The 7085-nt window shown below is 64.7% G+C and carries 5 protein-coding genes and 1 pseudogene; all 6 read right to left on the reverse strand.

The genetic code is table 11. The features are described 5' to 3' along the window. Positions 1-56: 56 nt before the first annotated feature. Positions 57-878: a carbohydrate ABC transporter permease gene (locus ACR9ZH_RS16295; protein WP_481291809.1), complete on the reverse strand. Its 822-nt coding sequence runs from the start codon at positions 876-878 to the stop codon at positions 57-59. Then, positions 875-1753, reverse strand: coding sequence for a carbohydrate ABC transporter permease (locus tag ACR9ZH_RS16300; protein ID WP_481291810.1), 879 nt, complete (start codon positions 1751-1753; stop codon positions 875-877). Before ACR9ZH_RS16300 ends, ACR9ZH_RS16295 begins: the two co-directional genes overlap by 4 nt. After that, on the reverse strand, positions 1750-3039 hold the full coding sequence (locus tag ACR9ZH_RS16305) for a sugar ABC transporter substrate-binding protein (RefSeq protein ID WP_481291811.1): 1290 nt from the start codon (positions 3037-3039) through the stop codon (positions 1750-1752). The genes ACR9ZH_RS16300 and ACR9ZH_RS16305 overlap by 4 nt, the downstream gene beginning before the upstream one ends. Beyond that, positions 3036-4517, reverse strand: a complete 1482-nt coding sequence (locus ACR9ZH_RS16310; RefSeq protein ID WP_481291812.1) for a glucoamylase family protein — start codon at positions 4515-4517, stop codon at positions 3036-3038. Before ACR9ZH_RS16310 ends, ACR9ZH_RS16305 begins: the two co-directional genes overlap by 4 nt. Positions 4518-4636: 119 nt before the next feature. Next, positions 4637-6157: a tryptophan halogenase family protein gene (locus tag ACR9ZH_RS16315; protein WP_481291813.1), complete on the reverse strand. Its 1521-nt coding sequence runs from the start codon at positions 6155-6157 to the stop codon at positions 4637-4639. Positions 6158-6260: 103 nt separating this feature from the next. After that, a pseudogene (locus tag ACR9ZH_RS16320) lies at positions 6261-7085 on the reverse strand (hypothetical protein); the annotation flags it as partial.

Genomic DNA, 7085 nt, shown 5'->3' on the forward strand with positions numbered 1-7085 from the left:
CTTCGCGAAAAGATGTCGCGCGCAGGGCGCGCTCCTACGGAGACCCGTCATAACGTTCAGCCCTTGACGCTGCCGAGCAGCAAGCCTTCGAGGTAGTAACGCTGCAAGGCGAGGAACAGCACCAGCACTGGCAGGATGGTGACGACCGAGCCGGCCATCATCAGTTCGCTGTCCTGCACGTGCTCGCGCGAGAGCGAGGCCAGCGCGATGGGCAGCGTGTAATGCTCCTGCCCGGTCAAGGCGATCAGCGGCCACATGAAGTCGTTCCACGCGGCCAGGAAGGTGAAGATGGCCAGGGTCACCATGATCGGTTTCAGCAAGGGCATCACGATGGTGGCGAAGATGCGGAACTCGCCGGCACCGTCGATCCGTGCCGCCTCCATGAGGTCGTTCGGAATGCCGCTCGCATACTGACGCACGAGGAAGATGCCGAAGATCGTCGCCAGCGCGGGCACGATCACCGCGCCGTAGGTATTGACCAGGCCCATGTACTTCAGCAGAAGGAACAGCGGAAGCATCGCCACCTGTGCGGGGATCACCAGTGCGCCCAGCAGCACCTGGAAGATCCGCTGCCTGCCCCTGAACTCCAGCTTGGCGAAGGCATAGCCCGCCATGAGGTTGAACGCCAGCGAGATCAGCGTGATCGACGTGGAGATCAACAGGCTGTTGAACAGGTACCGACCCATGCCTGCGTTCATGAACAGCTGACGGTAGTTGGCCAGCGTCGCGTTCGTCGGGAATACGGGTGGCGGCAACGAGCTTGCCTGTCCCTGCGGCATGAAGGACACCGAGACCATGTAAAGCAGCGGCGCGATCGCGACGACCGCCGCACCGGCCAGCAGGCCGTTGATCAGCGCTTTCGCGGCGCGCGGGCTCATGCCGGGGCTCCCTGCTTCGACAGGCGGAGTATCGACGCGGTGACGATGAACATGATAACGAAGAGGATGAAGGCCACGGCCGAGGCCGAGCCGAGGTTCCACCACTTGAAGCCTTCCTCGTACATCAGGTAAAGCACCGAGGTGGTGCTCTGCAGCGGACCCCCCTCGGTCATCACGTAGGGTTCCGCGAACAACTGGAAATAGCCCGACACGGTGAGGATGCTCACCATCACCATCATCGGCTTGAGCATCGGCAAGGTGATGTGGCGGAACTGCGCGAAGGCCGAGGCGCCGTCGATGCGCGCGGCCTCGTAGAGATCGCCCGGGATCGCCTGGAGGCCCGCCATGAAGATGATCATGTTGTAGCCGAAGTTCTTCCACACGGCGAAGAGGATGATCGTGGGCATCGCCCAGTGCGGATCGCCCAGCCAGTCCACGGTAGGAATACCGACCGAATCGAGCACGTAGTTCACCAGCCCGTACTTGGTGTTGAAAAGGTAGCGCCAGATCACCGCGACCGCGACGACGGTGGTCACCACCGGCGCGAACAGCGCCGTGCGGAAGAAGGCCTTGAAGCGGGCCAGCGGCGAGTTCAGCAGCATGGCGGCGCCCAGTGAGGCGAGCATCGACAGCGGCACGCCCACCACCACGAAATAGACCGTATGGCCCAGGGCCGACCAGAACAGCGGCCGTTGCAGCAAGCTCCAGTAGTTCTCGAGGGCGACGAAGCGCAGGTTGCGTATGTCCGCCAGCGCGTAGAGATCGTAGTCGGTGAGCGAAAGCACCAGCGCGGCCGCGACCGGCAGCAGGAAGAACAGCCCGAGGACGATCAGGGCGGGCGTGATGAACCACCAGGCGGCACGGGACGTGTTCATGGCGATGCCTTGTGGCCGTGGTCCAGCATCCAGCGGCGCTTTTCGAGGAGACGGTCGGCGCGGCGGTCCATCTCGGCCGCGGCCTGGTCGACGGTAAGGTCGCCATGGGCGGCCTGTGCCGCCACGAGCTGCATCTCGGTGACGATACGCTCCCACTCGGCGATCGGCGGCGTGGGTTTCACGCGCTCCAGCTGCTCGCGGAACGCGGTCGCCTTGTCGTCGTTCTTCAGCGCGGGTGCTTCCCAGGAAGAGCGCCTCGGCGGCATGTCGCCGAGGATCTCGTAAAAGCGGTCCTGCACCTCCGGGCGCGACAGGAACTCGATCAATGCCCAGGCATCGTCCTTGTGCTTCGACGCGCGATAGATCACGAGGCTCGAGCCGCCCGCGTTCGACGCACCGGGCCCGTTCGGGCCGGGCAGCGGCGTCGTGCTCCAGTCGTCCTGCTGCCCAGGCGGCAGGCGCTTGCGGAACTCCCCGATGTTCCAGGGTCCGGAGAGGTAGAACGTGAAGAAGCCCTGGCCGAACGCGGCCCAGGGATTGCCGATGCCGACGTTGGTCATCATCGGCGCCTGCTGCTGCTTGAATATCGAGACGTAGAACGCCAGCGCCTTCCTGAACCCTGCGCTGCGAAAATTGCCATAGCGGTAGTCGTCGCGCAGCAGCGGCTCGTCCTGCTGCAGGCCGAGCGCGAGCAGCTGTTCGAACTCGTTGGTCGGGAGCAGCGCGCCATAGGTCTTGCCCGGCGGCTGCGACAGCTTCGCCATCATCGCCTGCCATTCGGCCCAGTCGCGTGGCGGATGGTCATAACCGGCCTTCGCGAGCAGGTCCTTGCGATAGAACAGCAGGCGTGTGTCGACGTACCAGGGCACGCCGTAGAGCGCGCCATCGATGACATTGGTGGACCAGATGGCAGGGAAGTAATCGTTCCTGTCGACCACCTTCGAAGCGGCCACCCGCGCATCGAGCGGCTCGAGCGCCCCCAGGGCCGCCATCTCCGGAACCCAGGTGTTGCCGAGCTGGGTGATGTCCGGCGTGGAATTGCCCGCAAAGGCGGTAAGCAGCTTCTGGTGAGCGGCCGTCAGCGGCAACTGCTGCACGGCGACGTGCAGCCCGGGATGTTCACGCTCGAACTCCGGCAGCAGTTTCGCCACGGCCTCGCCCTCGCGGCCGATCGTCCAGAACTGCAGCGTGCGCGTGCCCTCTTCCTGCTTCGCGCAGCCGGCGAGGCCCGCGCAGGCCAGGGCCAGTGTGAGAACCGTCCGGAGGCCGCGGGCGCCGCGCTTCACCACAGGTTGGCGGCCGTGTCGTCGTCGAGCCAGCCGCCGGTGAAGCCGGCGCGCTCGAGGCCCTTGCGGATGTACGGGTTCTTCTTCATCACGTTCCAGACGAACTCGCTGCGGTAGTTCTCGATCATCAGCACGATCGGGCCCTGGTCGATGCCCAGGTGCACGGTGTCGGCCCAGCCGAAGCCAGGCACGAGGCGGCCCGTACGCAGGTCGGTACGCGTGTCGAAGCTGAGGTTGAAGGCGTCGACGAAGCCGTACTTCGTATAGATGTACTGGCCGTACTTCTTCTTCATCTCCTCCAGCGCCGGGATGACGATCTCCGGCGCGAAGGCGATCGAGCCGCCGGCGGCCATCGGCACGATGGTGCCGTCGTCGGAGACGTAGTCGCGGCCCGCGCCACGTGCGGTATAGCCGTAGAACGTGCGTTCCTTGTCGCCCTGCCTGATGATCAGGCCGCCCGGACCGTTGCTGGCGCTGAGGCCCCAGATGTTCTTGCCATAGCCCTTCCAGCCCCCTGGATTGGCAACGGCGTAGGCCTGCTGCGAATACGTGGCCCGGCGGCTGTTCTCGAAATAGTCGAGGTTGCGCGACCTGTTCCAGTCGTCGCGGATGCCACGGAAATCGACCCATGTGTGGGTGAACTGGTGGCCGAACAGCGGCGCGAAGTTGAGGAAGGTCTGGCCGTGGAACTCGCCCCAGGTCCTGTCGTACGTCTTCGTCCAGGCGGGCCAGGCATCGTCGCCCACGGCGTGCGTGGGCGAGCCGAGCGCAAGGATGTAGACGAGCATGCCTTCGTTATAGCCCGCCCAGTCGTGCGGGATGAACTTGCCGCCCGGCGTCCAGCCCATGCTGATCAGCGGCTTGTGGTTCTGCGCCCAGGTCCAGTCGACGCGGCGATAGATGTCGTCGGCAAGCTGGCGGATCTCCTTTTCCCTCGCATCGTCGCGGTCGTAATAGCTCTGTGCGAACAGAACGCCGCCGAGCAGGAGCGTGGTGTCCACGGTGGACAACTCCACCCAGCGGTCATGGCGCGTGCCTGTATCCATCTTGAGGAAGTGATAGAAGAAACCCTTGTAGCCGGTGGCGTCGTCTTCCGAGTCGTTCTGCGGAGCGTCGTGGAAGAAGCGCAGCGTGGCGAGCGTGCGCTCCACCGCCTGCTCGCGCGTGATGTAACCGCGTTCCGCACCCACGCCATACGCCGTGAGGCCGAAGCCCACCGAGGCGATCGAGGCGAAGGAGTTGGTCGGGTAGTGGTCGGGCACGAGGCCGTTGGCCGGGTTGGCGCTGTCCCAGAACCATTGAAAGGTGCGCTTCTCGAGGTCCGCGATCATGGGCGGCACCGGATGCACGTCGCGAATGCGGACGGCGGCCGCGGGCTTCGCCTTCACCGTTTCCTTCTCTGCCATGGCCATGGGGGTGGCGCACGCGAGGGTGACACCGAGGGCGAGGGCGAAGCGCTTGATGGTCGTGGCTTGCATACAACGGAATCCTGGTTGCGTAAACGTTTACGTCGCGAGGCCGGATAAAGGCCCCGGAGGGCCTTGGTCGAGTCTGGAACCATACGGACCAGGCCGCCACGTGGCAATCGCCTGGACCATCAGGCCGCCACCGCCGGGGCGCGGCATTCGCGATCGATGAACTGCTGGTGGCTGGGCATGAGGTCCACGTTTTTCGAAACGACGTCGCGCACGCCGGCAAGGAACTTCGGCAGGTCCTCGTCCGGCATCTGGTCCACCAGCGGGTCGTAACCCCGCGGCATGATGCCCTGGCCGATCATCACCTGGACCCAGCTGACCACGCCGAACATCTCGTCGGCGTTGCGGAAGAAGCGGCCGCTGTGCCGGAACAGGTCGATATAGGCTTGCAGCGAATCCGGTATCGCCATGGTCCGGCAGTGATTCCAGAACGGCGAATCGTCGCGCGTGGTGGCTTTGTAATGGAGCACGAGGAAGTCGCGGATGCGCTCGGCTTCGAAGCGGGTCTGGGCGTTGTAACGATCGGCGAGCACGGGATCCATCTGCCCGTTCGCCGGGAACAGCTGGAGCAGCCGCGAGATGCCCATCTGGATCATGTGGATGCTGGTGGATTCCAGCGGCTCCATGAAGCCGCTGGCGAGCCCGAGGGCCACCACGTTCCTGTTCCAGGCCTTCCTGCGCACGCCGGTGACGAAACGCAGGGGGCGCGGATCTGCCAGCGCCTTCCCGTCGAGGTTGGCGAGCAATTTGGCCGCGGCCTCGTCGTCGCCGATATGGCTGCTCGAATAGACATAACCGTTGCCGGTGCGGTGCTGGAGCGGAATGCGCCACTGCCAGCCCGACTCGCGTGCGGTGGAACGCGTGTACGGCGTGGGTGCCTCCACTCTTTCGCAAGGCACGGCAAGCGCGCGGTCGCAGGGCAGCCAATGGCCCCACTCCTCGTAGCCCGTCTGTAGCGCGCCTTCGATCAGCAATCCGCGGAAGCCGGAGCAGTCGATGAAGAGGTCGCCCTCGACTCGCTCTCCGTCGGCGAGCACCACGGCGGAGACGTGACCGGATTCGGGGTGCAGCTCGACATGCTGCACCTTGCCCTCGGTGCGGCGCACGCCGCGTGCCTCGCCGTAGGCGCGGAGGAAACGCGCGTACAGCGCGGCGTCGAAATGGTAGGCGTAACCGATGCCGCCGAGCGGACTGCCGGACGGGACGTCCGTCGGCGCGGGCATGAACTTGCCGCGCGAGGCCGCCACGGTATTCACCGAATAATCGAGCAGGTCGGCGGCCTGGCCCGCCAGCCGTCCCTTGATCCAATACTGATGGAACGGCGTGAGGCCCACGTCGTGGCCCATGACGCCGAAACCATGGATGTAAGTGCCGCCCAGCCTGCCCCAGTCGCGGAACTGGACACCGAGCTTGAACGTCCCTTGCGTGCGCGCGACGAATTCGGCTTCGTTGAGCCCGAGCAGGTTATTGAACAGCTTGATGTGAGGCACGGTGGCCTCGCCTACGCCGACGATGCCGATCTCGTCGGACTCGACCAGGCGGACGCTGGCCTGCCTGCCGAGGACGCGCGCCAGCGCGGACGCGGCCATCCAGCCCGCGGTTCCGCCGCCGACGACGACGATATGGGTGATGCCGTAGCTCATGGCAGGGACGCACGCAGCGGAGAAGAGAGGCACCCGCGGGGAGACTCGCGGGTGCCAAGGGCGGCGCAACCGTTCATGCGAGCCGGTTGCGCCGGTGAAGCGCTTAGAACTTGAAGCCAGCCGTGAAGCGCGCCGTGCGCGGCACGAACTGGATGTTGCCCTTCTTGTTGAACACGACGGGGTTGCTGGTGTTCGGCATGCCGTTCACGACGAAGTTCGTGTTGTAGTCGTTGAAGTTCTTCCAGTTGAAGACGTTGAGGATGTCGAAGCGGATGTAGAACTTCGTCATGTCGCCTTCGCCAATGGGGAAATCCTTCGTTGCCTGGATGTCCAGGTCGCGATAACCCCAGATCTTGCCGCCGACGAGGAACTTCGAACCCTCGGGGATGTACGCCATCGGCCGTGAACCCTCGCCGGTCGGGAAGATGTAACCGTTGCCGTAGCCGACGACGCCGTTCCACGGCAGCGGCGTTGCCAGGGTCAGCTTTGCCGAGAAGCTGAAGCCCCAAGGACCGTCGACCGAGCCCGTGGCCACGAAGCGATGTTTCGATGCCGCGTTCGAGGTGATGAACGGGTAGTCGAAAATGGTCGGCTCGTCGAACGAGTAGTGTTCCTTGATGTCGCGGTTCTGCTTCGCGCGGGTATAGGTGTAAGCGAAGTTCGCGCTCCATCCGGACTCGCGGGTGTACGGCTTTTCGGCGGACAGCAGCACCTGCGTCGTGCGGGTACGGATGCCGTTGTTGCCGATGATCATCGAGCCGAAGCCGGGAATACCGTTGCCCCATGGCTGGGTACCGCCCTGGAAGAACGACCCGTCGGGATAACGGTTGCCCAGGGTGAATGCGAAGCCATCGTAGGACAGCACGCGCGTGATCGTCGCGTCGGTGTTCCAGTCGCCCAGCTTGTTCGACATGCCGATGCTGAACTG

Source organism: Luteibacter sp. SVR4-7G (genome assembly GCF_056755555.1).